The organism is Hyphomonas sp., assembly GCF_040882205.1.
In the GTDB taxonomy this organism is placed as follows: domain Bacteria; phylum Pseudomonadota; class Alphaproteobacteria; order Caulobacterales; family Hyphomonadaceae; genus Hyphomonas.
In genome coordinates this window covers 1-21,096 of sequence record NZ_JBBEBT010000147.1, presented here as the reverse complement: position 1 = coordinate 21,096, position 21,096 = coordinate 1, and the positions used below count along the sequence as shown (strand labels likewise).

The 21,096-nt window shown below is 64.5% G+C and carries 23 protein-coding genes and 1 tRNA gene; 17 read left to right on the top strand and 7 right to left on the bottom strand.

Annotated features, from left to right (window positions below; all coding sequences use genetic code 11):
• Positions 1-67: 67 nt before the first annotated feature.
• Both WEA77_RS05830 and lgt read right to left on the bottom strand, forming a co-directional pair.
• Entirely contained in the window at positions 68-1,114 is a 1,047-nt protein-coding gene (locus WEA77_RS05830) for a class I SAM-dependent methyltransferase (protein WP_368066931.1), read from the bottom strand.
• A gap of 470 nt (positions 1,115-1,584) precedes the next feature.
• Positions 1,585-2,538 carry a prolipoprotein diacylglyceryl transferase gene (gene lgt / locus WEA77_RS05825; protein WP_368066930.1) on the bottom strand — a complete coding sequence of 318 codons (954 nt, stop codon included), beginning with the start codon at positions 2,536-2,538 and terminating at the stop codon, positions 1,585-1,587.
• Between the two features lie 77 nt (positions 2,539-2,615).
• Here lgt and WEA77_RS05820 point away from each other — a divergent pair, with 77 nt between their 5' ends.
• The 11 genes from WEA77_RS05820 to phhA all read left to right on the top strand — a co-directional run bounded on the left by WEA77_RS05820 (position 2,616) and on the right by phhA (position 9,829).
• On the top strand, positions 2,616-2,876 hold the full coding sequence (locus WEA77_RS05820) for an accessory factor UbiK family protein (RefSeq protein ID WP_368066929.1): 261 nt from the start codon (positions 2,616-2,618) through the stop codon (positions 2,874-2,876).
• Positions 2,877-2,987: 111 nt separating this feature from the next.
• Complete coding sequence (locus tag WEA77_RS05815) at positions 2,988-3,491, top strand: YbjN domain-containing protein (RefSeq protein ID WP_368066928.1); 504 nt, start codon at positions 2,988-2,990, stop codon at positions 3,489-3,491.
• 7 nt (positions 3,492-3,498) lie between these two features.
• Entirely contained in the window at positions 3,499-4,305 is an 807-nt protein-coding gene (gene proC, locus WEA77_RS05810; protein WP_368066926.1) for a pyrroline-5-carboxylate reductase, read from the top strand.
• Between the two features lie 18 nt (positions 4,306-4,323).
• Positions 4,324-4,938, top strand: a complete 615-nt coding sequence (locus tag WEA77_RS05805) for a hypothetical protein (RefSeq protein ID WP_368066925.1) — start codon at positions 4,324-4,326, stop codon at positions 4,936-4,938.
• Positions 4,935-6,026: a phosphotransferase gene (locus WEA77_RS05800; RefSeq protein WP_368066924.1), complete on the top strand. Its 1,092-nt coding sequence runs from the start codon at positions 4,935-4,937 to the stop codon at positions 6,024-6,026. The genes WEA77_RS05805 and WEA77_RS05800 overlap by 4 nt, the downstream gene beginning before the upstream one ends.
• A 286-nt stretch (positions 6,027-6,312) precedes the next feature.
• Positions 6,313-6,585 carry a DUF1153 domain-containing protein gene (locus WEA77_RS05795; protein ID WP_368066923.1) on the top strand — a complete coding sequence of 91 codons (273 nt, stop codon included), beginning with the start codon at positions 6,313-6,315 and terminating at the stop codon, positions 6,583-6,585.
• Positions 6,586-6,717: 132 nt separating this feature from the next.
• Positions 6,718-7,344: a hypothetical protein gene (locus WEA77_RS05790; protein ID WP_368066922.1), complete on the top strand. Its 627-nt coding sequence runs from the start codon at positions 6,718-6,720 to the stop codon at positions 7,342-7,344.
• Complete coding sequence (locus WEA77_RS05785) at positions 7,341-8,255, top strand: FliG C-terminal domain-containing protein (protein ID WP_368066921.1); 915 nt, start codon at positions 7,341-7,343, stop codon at positions 8,253-8,255. The genes WEA77_RS05790 and WEA77_RS05785 overlap by 4 nt, the downstream gene beginning before the upstream one ends.
• Positions 8,252-8,635 carry a hypothetical protein gene (locus WEA77_RS05780; protein WP_368066920.1) on the top strand — a complete coding sequence of 128 codons (384 nt, stop codon included), beginning with the start codon at positions 8,252-8,254 and terminating at the stop codon, positions 8,633-8,635. The genes WEA77_RS05785 and WEA77_RS05780 overlap by 4 nt, the downstream gene beginning before the upstream one ends.
• Positions 8,632-8,898: a flagellar motor switch protein FliN gene (gene fliN / locus WEA77_RS05775; protein WP_368066919.1), complete on the top strand. Its 267-nt coding sequence runs from the start codon at positions 8,632-8,634 to the stop codon at positions 8,896-8,898. Before WEA77_RS05780 ends, fliN begins: the two co-directional genes overlap by 4 nt.
• Positions 8,899-8,956: 58 nt before the next feature.
• Positions 8,957-9,829 (top strand): phenylalanine 4-monooxygenase, encoded by an 873-nt coding sequence (phhA, locus tag WEA77_RS05770; protein ID WP_368066918.1) that lies wholly within the window; start codon positions 8,957-8,959, stop codon positions 9,827-9,829.
• A gap of 194 nt (positions 9,830-10,023) precedes the next feature.
• On the opposite strand, the gene WEA77_RS05765 is transcribed toward phhA, so the two are convergent.
• Complete coding sequence (locus WEA77_RS05765) at positions 10,024-10,464, bottom strand: MarR family winged helix-turn-helix transcriptional regulator (RefSeq protein ID WP_368066917.1); 441 nt, start codon at positions 10,462-10,464, stop codon at positions 10,024-10,026.
• Between the two features lie 113 nt (positions 10,465-10,577).
• Between WEA77_RS05765 and WEA77_RS05760 the strand changes: the two genes are divergently transcribed.
• The 3 genes from WEA77_RS05760 to WEA77_RS05750 all read left to right on the top strand — a co-directional run bounded on the left by WEA77_RS05760 (position 10,578) and on the right by WEA77_RS05750 (position 13,526).
• Positions 10,578-11,066 carry a DUF1428 family protein gene (locus tag WEA77_RS05760; RefSeq protein WP_368066916.1) on the top strand — a complete coding sequence of 163 codons (489 nt, stop codon included), beginning with the start codon at positions 10,578-10,580 and terminating at the stop codon, positions 11,064-11,066.
• Positions 11,063-11,233, top strand: a complete 171-nt coding sequence (locus WEA77_RS05755; protein ID WP_368066915.1) for a DUF1428 family protein — start codon at positions 11,063-11,065, stop codon at positions 11,231-11,233. Before WEA77_RS05760 ends, WEA77_RS05755 begins: the two co-directional genes overlap by 4 nt.
• A 157-nt stretch (positions 11,234-11,390) precedes the next feature.
• Positions 11,391-13,526 carry a TonB-dependent receptor gene (locus WEA77_RS05750; RefSeq protein ID WP_368066914.1) on the top strand — a complete coding sequence of 712 codons (2,136 nt, stop codon included), beginning with the start codon at positions 11,391-11,393 and terminating at the stop codon, positions 13,524-13,526.
• A gap of 75 nt (positions 13,527-13,601) precedes the next feature.
• Here the strand turns inward: WEA77_RS05750 and WEA77_RS05745 are convergent, their stop codons facing one another.
• Together WEA77_RS05745 and WEA77_RS05740 are read right to left on the bottom strand one after the other, a co-directional pair.
• Positions 13,602-15,494, bottom strand: coding sequence for a polysaccharide biosynthesis protein (locus tag WEA77_RS05745; protein ID WP_368066913.1), 1,893 nt, complete (start codon positions 15,492-15,494; stop codon positions 13,602-13,604).
• 203 nt (positions 15,495-15,697) lie between these two features.
• A tRNA-Ile gene (locus tag WEA77_RS05740) sits at positions 15,698-15,774 on the bottom strand.
• Between the two features lie 100 nt (positions 15,775-15,874).
• Between WEA77_RS05740 and WEA77_RS05735 the strand changes: the two genes are divergently transcribed.
• A complete protein-coding gene (locus tag WEA77_RS05735; RefSeq protein ID WP_368066912.1) occupies positions 15,875-16,678 on the top strand; it encodes an SIMPL domain-containing protein in 804 nt (267 codons plus the stop codon).
• 94 nt (positions 16,679-16,772) lie between these two features.
• On the opposite strand, the gene WEA77_RS05730 is transcribed toward WEA77_RS05735, so the two are convergent.
• The gene (locus WEA77_RS05730; protein ID WP_368066911.1) at positions 16,773-17,738 is read right to left on the bottom strand and encodes an SIS domain-containing protein; all 966 of its coding nucleotides are present in this window, start codon (positions 17,736-17,738) and stop codon (positions 16,773-16,775) included.
• 92 nt (positions 17,739-17,830) lie between these two features.
• Positions 17,831-19,075, bottom strand: coding sequence for a D-alanyl-D-alanine carboxypeptidase family protein (locus tag WEA77_RS05725; RefSeq protein ID WP_368066910.1), 1,245 nt, complete (start codon positions 19,073-19,075; stop codon positions 17,831-17,833).
• A 229-nt stretch (positions 19,076-19,304) separates the two neighbouring features.
• Here WEA77_RS05725 and WEA77_RS05720 point away from each other — a divergent pair, with 229 nt between their 5' ends.
• Together WEA77_RS05720 and WEA77_RS05715 are read left to right on the top strand one after the other, a co-directional pair.
• Positions 19,305-19,757 carry a phasin family protein gene (locus WEA77_RS05720; RefSeq protein WP_368066909.1) on the top strand — a complete coding sequence of 151 codons (453 nt, stop codon included), beginning with the start codon at positions 19,305-19,307 and terminating at the stop codon, positions 19,755-19,757.
• A gap of 188 nt (positions 19,758-19,945) precedes the next feature.
• On the top strand, positions 19,946-21,096 hold a 1,151-nt coding region (locus WEA77_RS05715), incomplete at its 3' end, for a tetratricopeptide repeat protein (protein WP_368066908.1).

Sequence of the window (21,096 nt, the reverse complement as noted above, 5' to 3'; positions counted from 1 at the left end):
TCGGGTGGCGGCTGTCATGCTAGCAGATGGGGGCAAATTCGCCGCGCGCCAATAGCAAAGCGATGACCTAGAAGCCTGCGGGCCTGGCAAGGCCCGGCGAGGACAGGCAGACCGCCTTGAACCGCGCACCCATATCGGCCGGGTCGATCAGCTTGCGCGCCGCTGTGAACACCGCTTCGGCATCATCCGGATTTGCCGCCACGAGCTGGTTCAGCCGGGCCTGCGCCCCGAGGCCGAGCAGGAACATGCCCTGCGGCGACGGCCCGGCCACGTCGAGCCCGGCCGCCTGCGCCAGCCGCGCCAGCCGCCCGAAATCCACGTCGACTGTCAGGTCGCTCACCCCCGGCGCCTCCAGCGGGCCCACCTGCCGGCCCTCACGGTAGGCGCGTAGCGTATCGCCGGGGGCGCGGTCATCCGGGCCATAGTCGATAAACAGGGCCCGCACCGGCGCCGCGCGCGACACGAGATCGGCCACCAACAGGTCGAGGCCGGTCTGCACTTCCACGACCTCTCCGGACAGCGCCGCGGCCTGCGGCGGGCGCGGCTCGTCAGCGGCGAGGCCAAAGGCCAGCCGCCCGCCCTCGCTGAGGCCCACCACACATTCACGCCAGCCCCCCTCCGCCCGGCGAAACTGACGCGCGGGCAGGCAGTCGAGATATTCATTCGCCACGATCAGCGCCGGCCCGGCCGGCACCTGCGCCAGTGTGGCCGCAAATTTCGGCGATAGCGGCGAGAACATCCTGCCCAGCGCCTCTTTGAGCACAGGGCTCGGCTCCACGAAGACGAGCTCTGCCGCATCGGCAAACAGGTCGCCGCCCACCGCCAACGCCACCCGCAGCGCATCCGCCATCAGCTGACCGCGCCCCGGTCCGATCTCGACCAGCTGGAACGTTTCCGGAGCGCCCATCGCCTTCCATTCATGCACCAGCCACAGGCCGATGAGTTCGCCGAACACCTGGCTGGTCTCCGGCGCCGTCGTGAAGTCCCGGCCGATTCCCGGGCGGGCGGCGTAATAGCCGTCCTGCGGATCGTGCAGCGCAATTTGCATGTAAGTGGAAAGGGGGATCGGCCCGCCTGTCTCGATCAGGCGCACCAGCCGGTCTTCAATCGTCATGGCTCACTCGGATTCCGGCTACACACTCAGCGTGCCTTCGCCGGTACCAGAAAGGCCGCGCCGAATAAAGCGGCCAGCAGGATCGCCGCCCCGCAAGCGAGCGATCCGAAATCATGGGCCCCTGCATCCCTTTACGCCCCCTTGAAGGCCCGCATGCGCCGGGGCGAAGACGCAGATTCCGAAGCCAAAGCCGAAGCCGAAGCCGAACCAGGTCCGGCCCTGCCTTGCTGCCATGACGGCCGGGCCGGGGATGACGGGGGGTGTGCGCCGAGCCGGGACCCTGCTCGCCGGGCCAGCCGGGAACCCTTTCCGGGACGGTGTCTGGCGTCAGGAGCGGAAGAATCCCGGGTCCAGGGCTTCGGGCGCGGCCAGGACACCCGCCCCTCAGCCGGCAGAGACTGTCAGCTTGCATTCCATCTGAGTTCCAGGTCTGTCGGGTGGGTCCGCAGCTCCGGGTTTCTTTCCCGGACCTAAATCCGCTTCTCCTGCGGCTTCAGGGCGTTCCAGATGAGCCAGGCGCCGCCCAGCCACATCGGCGCCGAAAGCAGCATGCCCATGGTCAGCCATTCCGGCAGTCCGCTGACAAAGGGATCAGGCGCCCGGAAGTGTTCGGCCACCGACCGGCCCACCCCGTACATGATCAGGAACAGCCCCGCCGCAAGGCCGGGGCGCTTCAGGGCGCCGAATTTCCAGATCAGCACCGACAGCACGATCAGGGGCAGCCAGCCCTCCAGCACAGATTCGTAGAGCTGGCTTGGGAAGCGGGGCATTTCAGTGCCCGAATAGACCCACTCATTGGTATCCCAGTTGAAGGCCGGCGGCGTCGAGCCGGGCACATAGCCCTCCGGGAAGATCATCCCGGCGGAAGAGCCCGTATGCCGGCCATAGAGTTCTGCATTGGTGAAGTTTGCGATCCGCACCAGTCCGATGCCGATGGGCGCCGTCACGCCGGCAATATCGCCGACCGACAGCAGCGCCGCGCCGCGCCTGGCCGCGAAGAACCAAAGCACCAGCGCCACGCCGGCAATACCGCCATGGAATGCCATGCCGCCATCCCAGATCCGGATCACGGTCACCGGGTCCGCCGCCAGCACATCCATCTGGTAGGGCACCATGTAGAACAGGACGTATCCGATCCGGCCGCCGATGATGATGCCGATGATGATCCAGAACATGAGATCGTCGAGGCCTTCCTGGCTCAGCGGCGCCTTGGCGCCCCACAGGCCCTCGCGCTTCAGCAGCTGCGAGCCATACCACCAGGCCCCGCCGATGCCGGCGATATAGCCGAGCGCATACCAGCGCAGATGAAACTCGCCGAGACCGAGGAAGCCAAGATCAATGGACAAAATGGCCGGGCGCCATTCCGGGAAGGTCATCGCGGCCTGGTTAAGGTAAACGCCCATCATCATCAGCAGTTCGGTCATGCGGCGTCTTTTCCCTGTCTGGCCGGCGCCTTATCTGTTAGGCGGACCCGGCATTCCCGGCGCGAAGGAGTAACTGCATGGCAGGCACAAATCCACTGCTTGATGACATTGCCAGCCTGATGACCGGCGCGCTCGGCGCGGCCCGCGCCGCAGGCGAGGAAGCCAGGACCGCCGCGCAGGCCCGCGTGCGTGCGCTGATTGCAGATATGGACCTCGCCGGCCGCGATGAAGTCGAGGCCCTGAAGGCTATCGCTACCGCCGCGCTGGAACGTACGGAAACCCTGGAAGCCCGCCTTGCCGCCCTCGAAGCGGCGCAGGCGAATTCCAGGAAATCCTGAACGCCCACTGTTGAAGCCGATAGACAAGCCTGAGACGGCCCGGTTTGTTCGGGTGTGGATTTGTCACACGAATCCGGCACCAATCCATGAAACCGATGCGGAGGCGCCCGAATGAGCCTTGAACTCGAACACACTCATGACGTCGACATCGACCCCCTCGATATCGTGGAAGTGGTCCTCGAAGCCGCCAACTGGCCGTTTGAGCGCGACGAGGAAGGCACCCTGCAGGTCGTCGCCGAAACACGCTGGGGCGACATGGGTGCGCTTTTCGCCTACCGTCCAGAGCCGTCCGCCATCCACTTCTCCCTGACACTCGACGTGAAGGCCATGGCCGCCAAGCGCAGCGCGATTGCCGAACTGGTGATGCTCGCCAACGAGCGCCTCTGGGTCGGCCATTTCGATTTCTGGTCCGACGACGGCGTCATCATCTACCGCTACACCTTCCCCATGGAAGGCCGGGACGAAGTCTCGCAAGGCGAGATCCGCGCTGTGATTGCCGCGGCCGTCAGCGCGGCTGACCGGTTCATGCCGGCCTTCAACTTCCTCGTCTGGGCCGGCAAATCGCCGCGCGAAGCTATCGACGCGGTGATGTTCGAAACCCACGGCGAAGCCTGAGGCTGGCGTGGCAACTGCGCCGTCCCTTGTCCTGTTTGGGGCAGGCCGTATGGGCGCTGCACTGGCGCGGGGCTGGCTGAAAGCAAAACCCAAGCGCGTCATCTCGGTTACCGAACCCAGTCCGTCCGAAGAAGTCACCGCCTGGGCGGATGACGGAAAGGTGCGCCTCAACGCGCCCCCGGCGCCGGCAGGCATCCTCGTGCTCGCCGTCAAGCCGCAGGCCTTTGCCGGCATCGTTGAAGCCGCCTGCGCCTTCGTCGGCCCGAAAACCCTCGTCGTCTCGATCATGGCAGGCGTGCGCATTGCGCAGATGTCGCGCCGCCTCGGCACCGCGCGCGTTGTCCGCGCCATGCCGAACACCCCGGGCGCCATCGGGCAGGGGATCACGGTCTTCTCCGCGCCCGGCCTCGCCGCCGCTGACCTTGAAACCACCCGCGGCCTGCTCGCCCCGCTCGGCGAGGTGCACGGGCCCGTGGACGAGCAGTTGATGTCCGCCGTCACGGCTCTCTCCGGCAGCGGCCCGGCTTATCTCTTCCTGCTGGCCGAAACGATGGCTGAAGCCGGCGAGTCCGAGGGCCTGCCGCGCGACCTGGCTCAGCGTCTTGCGCGCCGCACCGTGGAAGGCGCTGCCGCGCTGATGGCGGCCAGCCCCGACAGCCCGGGTTGCCTGCGCCGTGCGGTCACTTCCCCCGGCGGCACTACCCAGGCAGCCCTTGACATCCTCATGGACACGGGTGGGATGGCCGGGTTGCTCAGAGACGCCCTGCGCGCCGCCGCCGCCCGCGACCGGCAGCTCTCCAAAGAGGCGGATTGAAACCCCGGGAGGTGCGCCTTGGCGGCTGCTGAAAAGATCATCGAGAAGGGACTGAAAGCGGCTCTTGACCTCGCCGCGTCGCATCCATGGTCGGATATTGCGCTCACGGACATCGCGGCGAAGGCGAAACTTTCTCTGTCCGATTTCCACGGTGTCGCCTCCCGCGAGGACCTGGTCGAGGCGCTGGATAGCTTTTTCGACAAGGCCATGTCCGCCGAAGGCGTGCCGGACGAAGTCTCCGCGCGTGAGCGCCTGTTCGACGTCATCATGCTGCGGTTCGAGGCGATGGAGCCTTACCGCGCCGGCCTTATCAACATCATGAAGTTCCGCGAAACCTCGCTCACGCATGTCGTCCGCCTGCCGAACCATCGCCATGCCAGCGCCGCCTGGGCGCTCGCCTCGGCGGGGCTCGACCATGACGGCGGCGCCCCGGCCAGCCTCAAGCGCATCGGTATCGCCCTCGTCATCGCGCAGGCTGAACGCGCCTGGCGCCGCGAGACCAGCGGCGATTTCGCCCTCACCATGGCCGCGCTCGACAAGGGGCTGCGCCGCGCCGAAGACCGCCTCGGCCAGCTGCGCCGCTTTGCAGGGCGCCGCGCCGATACACCGTCTGCAGAGGAAAAACCCGTATGAGCCGTCCCGGACTCGACACAAACCCGCTGGAACTGAAGGCCGACTGGTTCAACCAGTTGTTTGGCGAAATCGGCATCGACGGTGAAGTGCGCAGCCTGACCTCGAAATCCATCGGCACTGGCCAGATCGGCGAGAATGTCCGCTTCGTGTTCGATTATGCCCGCGCCGGGGCGAACGCGCCGAAGACGCTGGTGGGCAAGTTCCCGTCCGCCAACGAGATCAGTGTCGCTACCGCCAGGATGCTGAACCATTACAAGCGGGAGGTGATGTTCTATCGCACTTTCCCGAAAGTGGCGGGCCGCATCACACCGGACGCGCTGTACACCGATTATGATTCGGAGACGAACCGTTTTGCACTGATCATGGAAGACATGTCGCCGTCAGAACAGGGCGACCAGCTGAAAGGGTGCGGCGTCGAAGACGCGAAGCTCGCGATGAACGCCGCCGCCGTGCTGCACGCTGCGCACTGGGAAGACCCCATGCTCGACGAGCATGACTGGCTGCAGGGGTCCGCCAAGGCGCCGCCGCCGGGCCTCAGCCCGGAAATGGTCGCCGGTCTCTGGGGCGGTTTCAAGGAACGCTACGCCCCGCACATCAATGCCGACCAGATCGAGGTGGGTGATGCCTATGCCGCCAGCCTGCCGAAATGGGGCGAGACCTATAAGGGGCCCTACGCTCTGACGCATTCGGACTACCGGCTCGATAATATGCTCTACGGCAAGCCCGGTGCGAAGAAGCCGCTCGCGGTTGTCGACTGGCAGACCGCCGGAAAGGGCGCGCCGGCCAATGACGTGGCCTATTTCATCGGCGCCGGCCTGACGCGTGACGAACGCCCGAAATATGAGCAGGCGCTGCTGCGTCACTATCACGAAGCCCTGAAAGCCGAAGGCATCACCAGCTACAGCTTCGATGATCTCTACACGCACTATCGCTGGTTCGCCTTCTACGGCATCTCGGTCGCCTTCGCCGCCGCGATGATCGTCAAGCAGACTGAACGCGGCGACGAAATGTTCCTCACCATGCTGCGCCGCCACTGCGCCCAGATCCGCGACAATGACAGTCTGGAGCTCCTGAAAGGGCTGGTCTGAAGCAAGGCCCGCTCATCCCCGCGAAGGTGTTTCCTTTCGCGGCGATGAGCGGTCAGACGGAACAGGCGTTTCCAAAAAACTGGCATCAAAATCCCAGTCGGGGCGCCTTTTCGTCCAATTCGGAGCAATTGTCCCGCCCCGGAACAGGTTTCCAAACAGCCTCCTAACGAAGGGGGACAAACTCATCTTTTCGCTCAAGGCCGGGGTTAAACCGGCTCGTGTAGGGTCTGCTGCATGCCCCCGCAGAAGCAGGGTGAAACGCATAGACCGTGAAGTGGTTTTGAACATGAACTTGCAGAATGCACGCCCCCTGAGCGTCAAGGGCCCGGATGGCCAGACCCTCACGCTCGCCGACCTGCCATCGCCCGGCATCTCCCGCTGGGTCACGCGCCGCAAGGCCGAAGTGGTTGCCGCCGTCCAGGGCGGTCTTTTGACCCGCGAAAGCGCCCGTGAACGCTACAGCCTCACCGATGAGGAGTATGAAGGCTGGGAACGCCTTTATGCCCGTCACGGCGCAAAAGGCCTGCGCACCACGCGCCTCCAGCAGTACCGCGGTTAACCTGATCTCTGTCTTGTTAAACCTGCCTTAAGGCAGGCCTTCTAGCTTTCCGGGAATCTGCCAGCCCTTTGGCTGGCCCCGGAGGGCAAAATGGCGTTTGGAGGCAGCACGGCATCGGCAACGGGAGGGCTGATGCGCCAGCTGGCGATGCTGGCCTGCGCGCTGGCCCTCGGTCTCCTCTGCTGGCGCGGCGCTGCCCTGTTGACTGGGCCGCGGGCTCAGGTCGCCGCCAGCCCTGCCGAAGCGGCCCTTGCAGATGTGCTTGCCCCCGTTGCCGGGCCGGGCCTCTCCCGCCTGAGCGTCACCTTCAATGCCGAGGGTGGGCGCACAGTGCTCCTGCTCCTTGATGAGCGTGCCTCGGCGCGGCTGGCGGAGCTGCAGCGCATCGCGCCCATCGCCGCGGGACTCATTCCCGGGCGCGGCGACAAGCTGATCATCGAAACCGTTTCCTTCGCCGAAGGCTTGCCCGGCCGGCCGGACGCAGCCGCCTGGGCCGAACTCGCGGGCCTCGGGGCGCTTGTGCTGATCGCCGTCGCGCTGGCCCTTCTGACGGGCAAGCCTGCCCCTGTATCGGCATCTGCCGCCCAGATCATCACCGCGCCTCAGCCCGCCGAAAGGCCGCGCGAGGCGCTGCGCGCCGTGCGTCCGCCAGCCATTGTTGTGCCTGCGGACGGCGCTGGCGACATTGCCCGGCGCGATCCGGCGCGGGCAGCAGCGGTGTTGCGCGGGTGGATGCGTACCAGGGATGAGCCCGCATGAGCGCGCTGGTCAGACCCTCGCATGCGCCGGCGCCGGGGCTTGCCCGCTCGGCCCGGCTGATGCGCGCGCTGGGGCCGGACGCAGCGCCGATCTGGGCCGAACTGGAACCGCAGGAAGCCGCCGAACTCAGCGCCGCGATGGACCGGCTCGCCGATGATCCTTCAGCCGACAGTGATGCACTGCGCCGCTTCTCCGAGGCGCAACGTGCCAGCACCGGTGCAGGCGTCTGGGAAGATCTCTCCGCGCTCGACACCGGTGTGCTTGCCGCCTTGCTTAAGCATGAACGCCCGCAAGTAGCTGCGCTGATCCTTTCGCGCCTCTCGGGCGAAGCTGCGGCGAAGCTGCTGCGCGTGTTGCCGCCCTCGCTTTCCATAGAGGCAATGCAGCGTCTGCTGCACCTCGGCGAAGTACACCCCGCCGCCATGGCGAGCCTCGAACAACACCTGAAGGGGCGTGTCGCCGCCCTTCGGCGCGAGGGCGGGCAGGCGGGCATCGAACGCATCGCCCGCATCTTCGACCGGCTCGATCCGCACGCGGGCACGCTGTTTCTTGCCGCGTTGGAAAAATCCGAACCGGGCGCCGGCGAGAAGATCCGCTCGCTGATGTTTACCTTCGACGACCTCGCCGCGCTCGGCGCCGGCGGCATGCAGACGCTGCTCGCCGCTGCCGACCGCGCGGTGCTGATTACCGCGCTCAAAGGTACGAAGGAGACAACCGCCGCCGCCTTCTTCGCCAATGTCACCTCCCGCGCCGGCGAGCTGCTGCGCGAAGAGATTGCCTCGCTCGGCCCCGTCCGCCGCAGCGATATCGAAGCGGCCCGCAGCGAACTCGTGGAACTTGCCCGCCAGATGATCGCGCGCGGCGACCTGCACACCGGCAAGGTAGCGCCGGACGACGAGTTGATCGAATGACCGCACGCGCCGTGAAATCCGTTTGCGCGTTTGACTTTCGTTCGGACTTTGGTCCGCAGGCGGAAGAGGTTGGCGCTGATCGTGCACGCGTGAGCTTCACGGGCGAGGAAGTGGCCGCCCTCATCACGCAGGTGCGCGTTGAAACCCTCGCAGAAGCCGCGAAGATGAAATCGGTGACAGAAAGCGAACGCCTCTCGGCGGTGACCGCCGAACTGACACAGGCACTCGACGAAATCACTGAGGTGATGCGCCTCATTGCATCCTCGCACTATCATGCGACAACCGAGGCGCGCCTGCGCAGCCTCATCGATGGCGCGGCGGCGCGCATTGCCGGCGGACAGGGCGACCTGTTTGCCGAGATTGGACAAGGCCAGACATGACCGAACTGACGAACCCTGCTTTCCACCGCATGCTGATGGACGTGCCAGTGCGCGTCGAGGTTGTGCTCGGCGAAGTGCGCCTGACGATGGAAGAACTTATGGCGCTGTCGCCCGGCGAAGTGCTGACAATGGAAAAGCAGGCTGGCGAACCGGTGGATATTTACGTCTCCGGCCGCCTGATCGCGCGCGGCAAACTGGTTGTCGCAGACGGAGAACTGGGCGTGACGCTGACCGAGATCGTCGATAGCCGCGCGGTTGCCTGACCGGCGCCTGAATTAGTTACATCTGGAACTAATCTGCTGTTCGGCCTATACTGGCGGGATGGACACTGCGTTTGCCAAGAATCGCTATCACGGCGCCCCGCGCGCGGCCGACTTCACCATCGACCAGGCCTGGGAGACCTATAGCGCCGACGAACATGACCGCTGGGACCGATTGTTCCGCCGTCAGCGCGAAGTGACCAAAGGCCGGGCTTGTGCCGCGGCGCTGAAGGCAATGGGCACGCTGGAGCTTTCGCCCTCGGGTATTCCGCACATGGGGCGCTTGTCTGACCGGTTGGAGATGCTGACGGGTTGGCGCCTTGTGCCCGTAGCGGAGCTGGTGGCGGACGAGATTTTCTTTGAACACCTCGCCAACCGCCGCTTTCCGGCGGGCGCCTTCATCCGGCCTGAGGCAGAGTTTGACTACCTGCAGGAACCAGACATTTTCCACGACATCTTCGGCCATGTGCCGCTGCTGGCCAATCGCGTGTTTGCAGATTTCATGGAGGCCTATGGCAAGGGCGGCCAGCGCGCGATGCGGCTCGGCCAGCTGCACAATCTGGCGCGCCTTTACTGGTACACGGTGGAGTTCGGACTTATTCAGGAGGCGGACGGTTTGCGCATATATGGCGCGGGCATCCTGTCCAGCCCGCAGGAGACCGTGTTCGCACTGGACGATGCAAGTCCAAACCGGATCGGCTTCGACCTGAAACGCCTGATGCGGACGAAATACATCATCGATAATTTCCAGCAGACCTATTTCGTGATCGACAGTTTCGAGGCGCTGCTGGAGGCGTGCTACCAGGACTTCGGGAATGTCTATGCCGAGGTGAAGGGTCAGCCGGATCTCGACGCAGGCGACGTGGTGGCTGGCGACCGGGTGATCACGCGCGGGAACCTCGCCTGGTTCCCTCCCGAAGGGCGCAAGGGCTGAGGGCAGCAGGCGCGCCCGGACGCGCTCTGTGGGAGGGGCCGGGTTTGGCATTCGGGTGACTTTATATTTTCGCTCATCCCCGCAAACGAAGGCGGGACCGGGACAGGTGTGAGCTTCATGCGTTCCCCACCTTCGCCGGTGTGACAAGTTGCAGGGGCGGGGTTCGGGCGCTGAACAAAAGCGTTCGTTGAAACCTATGCCTGCTTTTGCGGCTCAACAGGCGGAGGCGACGCGGGAGAGTTCGGTGCGCAGGGACTGGCCGTTGGTCGCGAGGTGGGTGCCGGTTTCGTCATGGGCGGCGGCCAGACGGGGACGGCGGCCTTCAGGAGTTTTCGCCCGGCGCGTGTCAGGTAGAGCCGGCGTAAGCGTTTATCGTCCGTATCCGGAACTATCTCGGCGAGGCCCCGGCGCTCCAGCGGCTTGAGGCTCGCGGTGAGCGCCATGCAGTCCACCGCGAGGAACGCGGCCGCATCGCCGAAGCAGGGCGCAACCGGGCGGTTCAGCGACATCATCAAAGAGGATTGCCCATGGCTGACGCCGGAAGGGGCGAGGGCGGCGGCGAAGCGGCGGGCAAGGGCGCGCGCGGCGCACTGGACGTTCAGGCACATCTGGCCGCCGAAATCGCCGGAGGACATGGAAGCGGCCCGCGAGGCGGCAATGGATCAGATGTCAGGGAGCTGATGATATGACTTATGTGGATGGATTTTAGCTGGCGGTGCCGGATGCCAACAAGAAGGCGTACCGGAAGATGGCGTCCGGGGCCTCGGGGGTGTTCAAGAGATACGGGGCTCTCGGCTTCGTCGGGAACTGGGGCGAGGACGCGGCGCAGGGCAAGACGAACTGTCTCAATTCGGCCGTGATGAGGAAAGACGCCGAGACGGTCATGTTTTCCTGGGTCATCTGGCCGGACCGTGCAACGCGCGACTGCGGAAATATGGCAGTGATGGCGGATCCTGATCCTGATCCTGATACTGATACTGATCCTGGCGGGCCGGGCATGGAGACGGCGTTTGACGGCACGGCGATGATCTATGACGGGTTTGCACACCGGCTCGGCGATGCACTGGCGGCTCCGGGACGGATCAACGCGACAGTGATCCCGGTGCCTGCGGACAAGCGGGCAGATTACACGGCGCCGGCGAAGAAGATGGCGGATCTGCTCATCGAATACGGCTCGGCCTCGGCCCTGGACGCCCGGGGTGGCGATCTGGCGGCGATCTGGCGGAGGGCAAGGTGAACGCGCTCCAAACGGGCGTGCTGAAGAAGCCGGCGGAGGAGGTCGTTTTCTCCTGGATCAACCGGAAGGACCAGGCGGCGCATAATGCGGGCTGGCAAAAGGTGATGGCCGCGCCCCGACGGGGCAGGACAGCCCGGATAGCGCCGGCGCCGACATGGGGCGGATGATCTGCGGGACGTTCAGGCCGATTGTTGTGGCCTGAAAGCGACACTTTGTGGCCCTGGTGCGCAAAACCGCCGCATGTGAATGAGAATTAGTTGCACTCCTCAGGAAGGGCTGATAGCGAGCGAATGAGAAACGTTCGCAGTTATGGGCGCCTTTGAGATGATCATTCGACACCGCGCCAGACCCGTCGCCGGGCGCCGCCGGGCGGTTCGCCTGCTGGGTTGCGTTGCAACGCTCAGCCTTGGTTTTGCAGGTGTCTTTCCGGCTGCTGCTGAAGACGAAGCCGACGCGCCGAAGCGTCAGGAAACGATCTACGTTTACGGTGCCAGTACGGGCTATACCGAAGACAAGTCCCGGGGCGCGACAAAGACGGACACGCCGATCGTGGAGATTCCTCAGGCGATGACCGTGATCACGGGCGACCTGATGCGCGACCAGGCCATGAGCGGCGTTGGAGAAGCGCTGCGCTTTGTGCCGGGCGTGACGGTCGCGCAAGGCGAAGGCCACCGCGATGCGCCCGTGCTGCGGGGAAATACCACAACGGCCGATTTCTTCGTCGACGGTGTGCGTGATGATCTCCAGTACTACCGCGATGTATACAACACCGACCGGATCGAGGTGCTGAAGGGGCCGTCAGGCCTTGTCTTCGGGCGCGGCACGGGAGGAGGCGTCATCAACCGCGTGTCGAAGCAGGCTGATGGCGCGCGCACGCGCGCAGTGACGCTCGGGCTCGGCTCGTTCGGATACGCGCGGGCGAGCGGGGATCTTGGCGATGAACTCACGAACGGTGTCGATGCGCGCGTCAATGCGCTCTACGAACAGGCCGACAGCTACCGTGAAGGTGTTTCGGGCGAACGCTACGCAATTGCGCCGGGCGCCGCTTTCGCATTGGGGGCGAAGACGTCGCTCCGGCTTTCGGCGGAGCATTTTGTGGATGAGCGCGTCACGGATCGCGGCGTGCCATCGATCAATGGCCGGCCTTACGAGGCGTCTGAAAAGGCGTTTTACGGCAATCCGGACCTGAGCCCAGGTGATGTGACGATGAGTTCAGTGACTGCGGTGCTGGAGCATGAATTAACGCACGCTCTCAGCCTGCGCACGACGCTGCTCTATGGCGACTATGACAAGTTTTATCAGAACATTTTCGCGGCCAGCGCCGTGAATGCGGCTGCCGGGACAGTGCAGCTGGCGGCTTATAATTCGCTGACGACGCGCGAGAACCTTATAGGGCAGGCCGACCTCACCTTGGAAGGCGAGTTCGCCGGCTTCCGGCATACGCTGCTGCTGGGCGCCGAAGCCGGGATCCAGGAGAGCGAAAATGTTCGCATCGAAGGGCAGTTTCCGTCAGCGGGCGGATTGGAGCGGCTGACGGTGTCAGTGGCGGACCGAGGAAAGAATGCCTCCGCCGTTTTCGGCCGGGTTTCGCGCGATAACCTGAACGATCTCAACTTGCTGGCAGTTTATGCGCAAAACCAGGTGAAACTTACCGAGCAGCTGCAGGTGATTGCCGGGGTGCGGTTTGACCGTTTTGATTTCGAATTCGATAACCGGATCGGCGCAGATGCGGCGCGTACGGATGAATTTATTTCGCCGCGTCTCGGGCTGGTTTACGAGCCGCTTGAGGATCTTGCCGTATATGCCAGCTGGGCTAAGTCTTACCTTCCGCAGTCCGGCGAACAGTTCGGCAACCTGACACCCGCTTTGTCAGACTTCGACCCCGAAGAGTTCGAGAACACGGAAATCGGCGTGAAATGGCAGCCTTCGAATGAAGTGTTGCTGACGGCGGCGCTGTTCCGCCTCGACCGGACCAACACGCCCGCGCCGGGGCCGGCGGCGGGTGTGTCCGTGCTGACCGGTGCGCAGCGAAGTGAAGGTCTCGAACTTTCCCTGCAAGGCGAGCTCAGGGATGGCTGGGATGTTGCCGCCGCCTATGCCTGGCAGTCTGCCGGGATTACCGAGACGACGAGCGCGGCGCCGGCCGGGCGCGATGTGCCTCTGGTTCCCGAGCAGAGCGTCAGTATCTGGAACAAGGTGCGCACGACCGACAGGCTTGATCTCGGGTTTGGCTTGATATGGCAGGATGACCGGTTCGCTACGATTTCCAATTCGGTGGTGTTGCCGTCATTCACACGCCTTGATGCGGCCGCTTATTATCGGTTGTCGGATGATCTCTCGGTCCAGATCAACGTGGAAAACCTGACTGGCGAACTTTATGCCGTCAGCTCGCACAATGACAACAACATCACCCTCTCGGCGCCGTTGACGGCGAAAGTGACGCTCAGCGCCCGGTTCTGACAGGCTTTGCCAACCCAGTACAATAGCGGCTCGGAGATCAAATCCGAGCCGTTTCTGTTTGTCACGGTATTCAGGTCAGGCCGGGAGGCGCTGATTTTCGTCTGCGCGCTCGGCGCCGTATTCCGGAACCAGCAGGCTGAGCAGGCGCAGGGCTTCCGATGCGTCGTGGCGGCGGGCAGCTTCGATCAGCGCGTTGACCTGCTTGTCGAGCAGGTCGCCCGAAGCAGCCTGGCAGGTGACACGGTTGACGCCGTCGATGGCGGTCGGCTCCAGTGTCTCGTGGGAATAGGTCAGGGCTTCATGGCGTTTCTCGCCCTTGCGCATGCCCACCGTGGTGATCTCGATGTCGACGCCGGGCACCTTTCCCTTCAGGCGGATCATTGTTTCGGCCAGTTGGCGGATGGCGATGGGCTCGCCCATGTCGAGCACAAAAAGCTCAGCATGCTGCTTTTCATGCTGCAAGGCGGCTGCCTGAAGGACGAGGGCGGTGGCTTCCTCGATGGTCATGAAATAGCGGGTGGCTTCGGGATCGGTAATGGTGACCGGGCCACCGGCGGCAATCTGGCTTTCGAACAGCGGAACGACCGAGCCGGACGAGCCGAGCACGTTGCCAAAGCGCACCATGGCGCCGGTCATGCCGGCCTCGGCGATGATGCGACTGAGGGCGAGTTCGGCGAGGCGCTTGGTGGCGCCCATGACGTTGTCAGGGGCGACTGCCTTGTCGGTAGATATGAATACAAACGTACTGACGCCTGAGGCCGCAGCGGCGCGTGCGACGGCGACGGCGCCGCCGACATTCGTGAGGATCGCTTCGCAGATGTTTTCTTCCATCAGCGGCACATGTTTCAGCGCGGCGGCATGGATCACAAGGCTCGGCTTTGACTGCGCGAAGATGCTGGCAAGACGGACGGTGTCGCGCACGTCGCCGAGGTGTGATTCCAGCGGCAGCTCTGGATAGTCGACGCGCAGGTGATGGTCGATCTGGTAGAGATTGAACTCCGAGGAATCGATGATCGACAGGGCGGCGGGTGACTGGTGCGCGGCCTGGCGGGCGACTTCAGAGCCAATCGATCCGCCGCCTCCGGTGACCATCACGCTGGCCCCTTCGATCAACTTGCGGACGGGGGCCAGATCAAGCGCGCGTTCGGGGCGGGCGAGGAGGTCGGCCGGGCGGACGGGCGCCAGCGTCTGCGCAGCGCTGTCATGGCCGAGCGACATGATATGGGCGCCGTGGCCGGACGCGATCTCGAGCACCCGGTTCATCGTTGCCCGCTCGCGGGCGGGGCCCGTGACGGCAATCCAGGGCGTTGTGCCATGGCGCAGTGTGAGAATGTCGATGATCTCGCCGAGATTGCGCAGGCTGCCCATGATCGGCAGGCCGCGCACAGCGCGGCCGGGCTCTTTCGGATCGACCTCGATCAGGCCGAGGACGCGCAGCGCGGCGCCGCCGCCCGAGGCCTCAATGCGGCGCAGGACCTCGGTCCAGCTGGCAGGGTCGCCGACCAGCAGTACCGCCTGGCTGTTAAAGGGTATGCGCTGGAAGATCCGGAAGGGGGCGTTCGTGGACCGGTAGCGGGCGACCATGCGGCCGGCGAATGCAGCGGCGGTCCAGAGGCCGGTCGCGACGAGCAGGGCGGGTAGCGGATCTGCCAGGCGGCCATTAAGGGCGACCATCACCGGCAGGTAAAGGACCACGGCCAGCGCAATTCCCTGCAGCAGGTGAATGGCATCGGGCGCGCCGATATGGCGCCAGACCTGGCGGTGGACGCCCCCGATCACGAGGCCGGATGCGGCGGCGAGCATGAAAGCCGAACTGGCCAGAAGCCATGCGCTGATCGGGAAAGAAGGCACGTCCGGATCCGAAATGACGATCACCAGATGCGCCAGGGTCATTGCGAGACCGGCCATCGCCGTGTCGAACGAGAGCGTGAGTGCCATGGCGCGCCGGGCGGCGTCTCTGGAATTCACGGCTCTGCTCCCCTTGCTTGGATCGCAGCAGCGATCGTCCCTCTAGTGCCACCGAAGACGGCTCAGGAAAACCCCGGTTACATTGCGAAACTGTAATCCCCGGCGGGACTGTGCGGTCTCTGCGCGAGGCTGGCAGAAAAGCCACAGATAGCGGCGAAGTGTACATATCCCCGGGGGCGGGGTTGCGTCCGGTTTTCAGGGAATGGTGGGCCCGGAGGGACTTGAACCCCCGACCAGACCGTTATGAGCGGTCCGCTCTAACCAACTGAGCTACAGGCCCCTGTAGAGGTCGTTTAGGCGCCGCACGGGCGCCTTGCAACGGCCTTGTTCGAACAGGAAGACAGGCGTACCGCTTCTATCCGTTCATTATGGAGAAATCGATGAACCGCCCCCTGCTTGCCCTTGCTGCTGTTATGATTGCTGCGGCGCCTGTCGCCTGTGCGCAGATGCCGTTTGCCTCGGCCGCTGGCGCCGCCCCGATGCTTGCGAGCCCCGCTGCCATGACCGTGCACCCGAATTCGATCCAGCCGGAAACGACGCTTCAGATCAACGCCGAAGCCAAGATCAACCGGGCGCCGGATATTGCCTATATCACCGCCGGCGTGACCGAAGAACGCGCCACGGCCAGCGAAGCTATGACCGCGCAGTCGGCCTCGATGAACGGCGTCTTCTCTGCGTTGCAATCGGCGGGTATCGCCGCGAAGGATATGCAGACGTCGGGTCTCAGCCTCTATCCGCGCTATGATTATCTCGAAGTGAAGCAGCGCGATGGCAGCACGCGCGGCGAGCAGAAACTGGCCGGCTATGTGGCCACCAACAATGTCACCGCGCGCGTGCGCAAACTCGATACCCTGGGCGCGACGATCGACAGCCTTGTGAAGGCCGGCGGCAATACGTTCTCGGGCGTCAGCTTTGCCATCGAGAACGACAAGGACATCAAGAACCAGGCGCGCACGCAGGCGATGAAGGATGCGATTGCGAAAGCCGAGATGTATGCAGCCGCGTCCGGCATGCGGGTCGCGCGGATCGTGACGATCAGCGAAGGCTACGAGTATTCGCCGCAGCCGATGATGATGCAGCGCGGCGAGACGGCGAGCATGGTCGGCGGCGCTCCGACGCCGGTTGCCGGCGGCGAAGTCGGCGTGACGGCGAGCGTCAGCGTATTGTTCGAGTTGCAGAAGTAATCCGGGAAGGCCCGGCGCGCGGTTTCGTGCGCCGGGGTTTCTGCCCCCGCCCATTCCCGCGCGCGTGGGGGCGGGTGAGCGGATTATCCCAGGGTCAGAGATAACCCTCGGCCAACAGATCTTTCATGTCGACGAGGCCGAGGGGCTGGCCGTCCTCGCCGAGGACAAAGGCGTTCGAGATGCGGTTTTCGCTGAGCTGCTTGATGACGACCTGCATGCGCTCTTCGGGATCAATGGTGCGAGGGGATTTTGTCATTACGTCGCCGGCCGGGGCGCCGGTTTTGCCGGCCATCATCGCGCGGCGCAGGTCGCCGTCAGTGACCATGCCGATCAGGGCGCCGTTGGCATCGATGACACCGGCGCAGCCCTTGCGGCCCTCCGACACAGCGTAGACCACAGCCTCGAAACTGGCGCCCACTTCGATCAGCGCAGGCATTTCCTTGCGTTCGCGGACATAATCTCCGGCGGTCTGCAGGGAGCGGCCGAGCTTGCCGCCTGGGTGGCGGAAGCCGAAATCCTCGCGCGAGAATCCCCGCCGCGCCATCAGAACGATGGTGAGCGCATCACCGAGGGCGAGGGCCATCGTGGTGGAGGAGGTGGGGGCAAGGCCGTTCGGGCAGGCTTCCGGCACGCCGGGAAGTTCAAGCAGGACATCGGCGAAGCGCCCGAGGGTGGAGTCTGCGGCGCGCGTCATGGCGATGACGGGAATCGCATTGCCTTTGCAATAGCGTAGCAGGTCGACCATTTCGCGGCTCTCGCCCGAATAGGATATCGCGATCAGCACCGAACCCGGAATCAGCATGCCGAGGTCGCCATGGCTGGCTTCGGTCGGGTGGATGAAGAAGGCGGGGGTGCCGGTGGAGGCGAGGCTGGCGGCGATCTTCTGGCCGATATGACCGGACTTGCCGACGCCGGCGACGACGACGTGGCGGTCGGTTGACAGGATCAGCTCGACGGCTTCGAGCAGTGTGTTGCCGAGGGAGGCCTCGAGCTTGTCGAGGGCGTCGCGCTCGATGCGGATCACGCTGCGGGCGAGGGACAGATCTGAATTTGCGCTCACGGTTCAACGGCTCCCGGCTGGGGTCAGGTCGGCGAGCGGGGTTGTGCGCGAGCCCGGCAGCTTCGGCAAGTGCCCGGGTGCGGGCGGCGGTGTCAGCGGCGCGTCTGGCGGCGGGTATACTCGGCGACTTGAGCGGCGGCGGCGGCCTTGGCCGTCTGGCGGGCCTGATACTCCGGGACGGAGACACCCGCAGCCCTGGCGGCCTGCGCCGTCTGGCGGGCTTCATAATCGCTGACCGAGAAGCTGGCGCCCGGGGCGGGCAGGGCCGGCGAGGGCTGGACCGAGGCGATGTCCTCGGCGCCGTCGCCTTCAACGATGATCATATCGCCCGGCATGTCTTCGTCCGAGGACTGGTCTGACGGCAGGTTCATCGCGAGGTTTACGGGCTGCGCCGCATAGGCGCTGAGCGGTTTGCCATTGAGCATCGGCTCGGCAGCGGCGTTCGGGTTTACCGGAGCCTGGATCGAAGCCATGGCCCTGGTGCCGCGAAGCTTCGGAGTAGCTGCGTCCATCGGACCGTTCAGCTGCGCGAAGGCAGCTTCGACGAGGTCGGCCACATGGTCGTTGCGCGACCTGGCGGTGGCGCCGCCCAGCACGATCGCGATGACGCGGTGGCCATCACGTTCGGCCGAGGTCATGAGGTTGAAGCCGGACGCCCGGGTATAGCCGGTCTTGATGCCGTCAACACCATCGAGCGAGCCGACGAGATCGTTGTGATTCTTGTAGACCAGCCGGCCCCAGGAGAATTTCTTGTTCTCGAAGTAATGATAATACTGGCCATGTTGCTCAAGCAAGGCGTCTGCGAGCAGGGCGAGGTCATAGGCGGTGGACACCTGAGCCGTGTTCGGCAGGCCGGATGCGTTCTTGAACGTGGTATTCGCCAGCCCGAGGTCACGCGCTTTTTCCGTCATCCGGACCGCGAAATTGCGCTCGGTGCCGCCGAGATGTTCGGCAACGACGACGGCGACGTCATTGGCGGACTTGGTGACGAGGGCGAGGATGGCGTCCTCAACCTTGATCTTGGCGCCGGCCTTGAGTTTCAGATTTGACGGGGGCTGGGCGGCGGCGTTCCGGCTGACCGTCATCTTGTCGTTCAGGCTGACCTCGCCGGCATTGATCGCGTCGAACAGCAGGAAAAGGGTCATCACCTTGGTCAGTGAGGCCGGATAGCGGGCATCGTCGGCATTTCGGGAATGCAGGATTTCGTTGGTTTGCGAATCCATGACGAGGGCAGCGTATTTCTCGGCCTCGGCGGCCTGGCCAACGGAAACGCCCGTCAAGCCCACAGCCGCCGTAAGGGCGGCCGCACGGCAGAAGGCCAGGTTGAGCAATGCCATAGAGGCAGCCTCCTATACACTAAACCCCGGACACCCCGGTTAAAAACCTAGATTCGGTCAAACCAGTTGACCACAGCTTAACGCAGCCTGTCCGCTGACACTTTTGTAACTGTCCAGGGCTGAATGCAATCAGAACGCCAAATGCTTAATGTTGCGGCGCACAAAATTTATTGCATGTGCGAGAAAGGTGTGTTCTCCATAGCACACCTTACAATAGAAGGATTCTCCCATGGCCAAGACCACTGCATCGACGGCTCGCGCCAAAGCGGAAGCTCGTCCCAACACCGCAACCACGAAACAGATTGAAAAAACGATTGATGCCGGCCTGGAACAGGTCACCGAACTCGCCGGCAAGTTCACGGACAAGTTCACCGGCAAATTCACCGGCATGGCTGAAGGCGGCGTCAAAGCCCTCACCGACAGCGCTGTAGCCTCGTCGAACGTGCTGCGCGAAATCGGCAACCGCAATGTCAGCTTCGTCACCCAGGCGATGGAACAGAGTGTCGAGCTCACCCAGACCCTCGCGAATGTCCGCGACCCGCGCGAGATGTTCGAGCTGCAGTCGGCTTTCGCAAAGTCGATGTTGTCGGCTTATACGACCGAACTGACGGCCCAGACCGAGCTTTGCGTTGCGGCATGGCGCAATGCTGCAAAACCTTATGCGGCGTCCTTCGCAAAGTAATCCCGGAGTTGGACAGGCCGCCCGCGGCCTCCCGGCAGTAGAGTGCGAACGTAGAGTTCAAGGGCCGGACCTTCTTGGTTCGGCCCTTTTCGTTTCCCCTTTCCGCCTGTTTGTTCCCTTGTCCGGCTTGCGCACCGGGGGCGAGCGCCACACAATGCGCTGAGGCGACGCGGGGCGGGAGCCGGCCGATGACGATTTCTGACAGGCAGGGCGTGGATCTGACCGGGGCATCGCCCCGTGCGGCGGAACTTTTCGATCTGGCGGTCGCGAGGTTTGCACGTTTCTGCGGCGATCCGCTGGAACCGCTGCGCGAGGCGCTGGCGGATTCTCCGGACTTCCCGATGGCCCTTATCGCCAAGGCCTGGATCTATGCCATGTCCACCGAACCCCAGGCCACGGCGCAGGCGCGCCGGATGGTGGAAGAGCTGGCGGAGATGCCGCGCGGGCCGCGCGAGGATAGTCACCTCGCCGCGCTGAAGTTGGCGGCGGCGACCGAATGGACGGCCGCCTCGCGCGCGCTGGACCTGCACAATGCTGCTTACCCTTGCGACCTGATCGGTTTGCTGGCGGGCCATCAGGCAGATTTTCTGACGGCCAATGCCCGCAACCTGCGTGACCGGATCGCGCGCGCCCTGCCGGCCTGGGACGGCGTGCCGGGGCGCTCCTGGCTGCTCGGCATGCTGGCCTTCGGCCTTGAAGAGATGGGCGATTACCGCCGCGCCGAAGCCTCGGGCCTCAAGGCGCTGGAGACGGATCCGGACGATTGCTGGGCCCATCACGCGGTGACGCATGTTCTTGAAATGCAGGGGCGCGCTGGCGAAGGGCGTGACTTCATGCGCAAGCGGCGGGCGCACTGGGCGCAGCCGGAGAACTTCCTCAAGGTGCACAACTGGTGGCATCTGGCGCTGTGCCACCTCGAACTGGGCGAAGCCGACGCGGCGCTGAGCCTCTATGATGAACAAGTGCGCGGTGAGCCGACAACCGTGGCGCAGAACCTGGTGGATGCCTCCGCGCTGCTCTGGCGCCTGCATCTGCTGGGCGTGGACATCGCCGATCGGTGGGACGAACTGGCCGAGACCTGGACGCAGCATGCCGATGGCAAATGCTATCCTTTCAACGATGTGCATGCCGCGCTCGCTTATGTCGGCGCCGGGCGGCGCAGCGATGCGACCGATCTCGTAAAGATTGCCCACGAGGGTGACATGCATCACGAGATGAACCGCTGGATGCGCGAGACCGGTACGCCGATCATCGACGCGCTGCTGCTGTTTGACCGCGGGGAATACAAGGCGGCCATTGAACCCTTGCTGTGGGCACGCCAGATATCGGGCACGTTCGG